This is a genomic window from Albidovulum sp. (assembly GCF_041919395.1).
In the GTDB taxonomy this organism is placed as follows: domain Bacteria; phylum Pseudomonadota; class Alphaproteobacteria; order Rhodobacterales; family Rhodobacteraceae; genus Albidovulum.
On record NZ_JAYRTX010000182.1, the window covers coordinates 1 to 2,382 of the forward strand.

2 protein-coding genes are annotated in these 2,382 nt (G+C 69.9%); one reads left to right on the top strand and one right to left on the bottom strand.

Annotation, left to right across the window (positions count from 1 at the left end; all coding sequences use genetic code 11):
- Window positions 1-119 precede the first annotated feature (119 nt).
- Window positions 120-818: a type 1 glutamine amidotransferase gene (locus ACMUOO_RS17125; RefSeq protein ID WP_301918136.1), complete on the bottom strand. Its 699-nt coding sequence runs from the start codon at window positions 816-818 to the stop codon at window positions 120-122.
- 158 nt (window positions 819-976) lie between these two features.
- On the opposite strand from ACMUOO_RS17125, the gene guaB reads away from it, so the two are divergent.
- Window positions 977-2,382 (top strand): IMP dehydrogenase (gene guaB, locus ACMUOO_RS17130; protein ID WP_413855800.1); only part of this gene is annotated, 1,406 nt, incomplete at its 3' end.

Genomic DNA, 2,382 nt, shown 5'->3' on the forward strand with positions numbered 1-2,382 from the left:
CGGCTGCCGGGCGGCGTGGCGCTCGTCGCGGCGACGCTGGTGACGCTGCCGATTGCCTGGAAGGTCGTGCAGTCCTGGACCCGCGGGCAGCTTGCCATCAAGACCAACGCTGCCACCGCCTAGATCAGCCCCACCCAGGCGCGGGCGAGGGCGAGGCCGGCCGCGTCGGCCAAGGGTCCGTGGCGCGCGGCCTCCCCGGCATGGGCGGCACCCCAGCCCGGTTGCATCCGTTCCGCGGCGGCGCCGAACTGATCCGTCCAGGCCGCAACCACCGTGCGGTCGGCCTCGAAATGGAACTGCGTGCCGTAGGCGGCGCGACCGAGCCGGAAGGCCTGGTGCGCGACCGTGCCGTTCTCTGCCAGATGGACCGCGCCCTCTGGCAGGGTGAAGGTGTCGCTGTGCCACTGGAACGTGCGGAACCGGTCGCCCGCCGCGGCGACCAGCGGGTCGGCGCGGCCTGCCGCCGTCGCGCGGACCTCGCGCCAGCCGAATTCGGGCGCGGTGCCGAGGAGGTTGGCCGCGCCAAACGCGCGGGCGAGGATCTGCGAACCGAGACAGATGCCGAGAACGGCGCGGTCGGCCTCTGCCCAGATCCGCATTGTCCGGGCGAGCGCGGGAAGGTAGGGATGCGCCGCGTCGTCGATGGCCGACTGTTCGCCCCCGAGCACGACGAGTGCGTCCTCGGCGGCAAGGTCTCGGGGCAGGTTGCCGTCGCGGTAGGGACGGTACATGACGATTTCTGCACCGGCTTCGCGCAGCGCCACGCCCACCTGGCCGAGCGCGGTGTTGACCATGTTCTCGACGACGGCGACGCGCATGGGGTCCTCTGGCGCTGATGATTCCGGGCCGCGATTGAGCATGGAAGCGGGCGGGCGCGCAAGAGAGGGGCCCGGGCCGCGCAGATTGGGCCTTGCCATTGTGGCCCGCCCGTGAAACAGGGGAGCGCCAAACGAAAACTCCCCCCGAGAGGTGTTCCATGGAGATTCGCGAGGCGCTGACCTTCGATGACGTTCTGCTCGTTCCGGCCGCCTCCAACGTGTTGCCGTCGGCCGCCGACACCTCGACATTCGTGACGAAACAGGTCCGCATGAACATCCCGCTCCTGTCCTCGGCGATGGACACGGTGACCGAGGCGCGGATGGCCATCGCCATGGCTCAGGCGGGCGGCATCGGCGTCATCCACCGCAACCTCGGGATCGAGGAGCAGGCGGCGCAGGTGAGCCGCGTGAAGCGGTTCGAAAGCGGCATCGTCTACAACCCGATCACGCTGACGCCCGACCAGACGCTGGCCGACGCCAAGGCGTTGCAGGAGCGGTACAACGTCACCGGTTTCCCGGTCGTGGACGGTGATGGCCGTGTCGTGGGGATTGTCACCAACCGTGACATGCGGTTCGCCTCGGATGACAGGACCCCGGTCCGGGTGATGATGACGGCAGATCACCTCGCCGTGCTGAACGAACCGGCCGATCTCGACGAGGCCAAGTCGCTGATGAAGGCGCGGCGGATCGAAAAGCTCCTCGTGACGGACGGGCAGGGCAAGCTGACCGGACTGCTCACGCTCAAGGACACAGAGAAGGCGGTGCTGAACCCGCATGCCTGCAAGGACGAGCTTGGCCGCCTGCGGGTGGCGGCGGCCTCGACCGTCGGGGACGAGGGGTTCGAGCGGAGCCGGGCGCTGATCGACGCCGGCGTGGACATGGTGGTGATCGACACCGCACATGGCCACAGCGAGGGCGTGGCGCGGGCGGTGGAGCGGATCAAGGCGCTGTCGAACGCGGTCCAGGTGGTGGCCGGCAACGTGGCGACGGCCGAGGCGACGCGGGCGCTGATCGCGGCGGGGGCGGATGCGGTGAAGGTCGGGATCGGCCCGGGCTCGATCTGCACCACGCGGATCGTCGCCGGCGTCGGCGTGCCGCAACTGACGGCGATCATGGACGCGGCCGGGGCGGCGGGCGAGGTGCCGGTGATCGCCGATGGCGGCATCAAGTATTCCGGGGACTTCGCCAAGGCCATCGCGGCAGGCGCCTCCTGCGCCATGGTCGGCTCGGCTATCGCGGGCACCGATGAAAGCCCGGGCGAGGTGATCCTCTACCAGGGCCGCAGCTTCAAGAGCTATCGCGGCATGGGATCGCTCGGCGCAATGGCGCGCGGCTCGGCAGACCGCTACTTCCAGAAGGACGCGGCCTCCGACAAGCTGGTGCCCGAGGGGATCGAGGGCCAGGTGCCCTACAAGGGCACGGCGCAGGCGGTGATCCACCAGCTCGTCGGCGGTCTCAGGGCCGCGATGGGCTACACCGGCAACCGCACCGTGGCGGAGATGCGCAGGAACTGCCGCTTCGTGAAGATCACCGGCGCGGGGCTGGCCGAAAGCCACGTTCACGA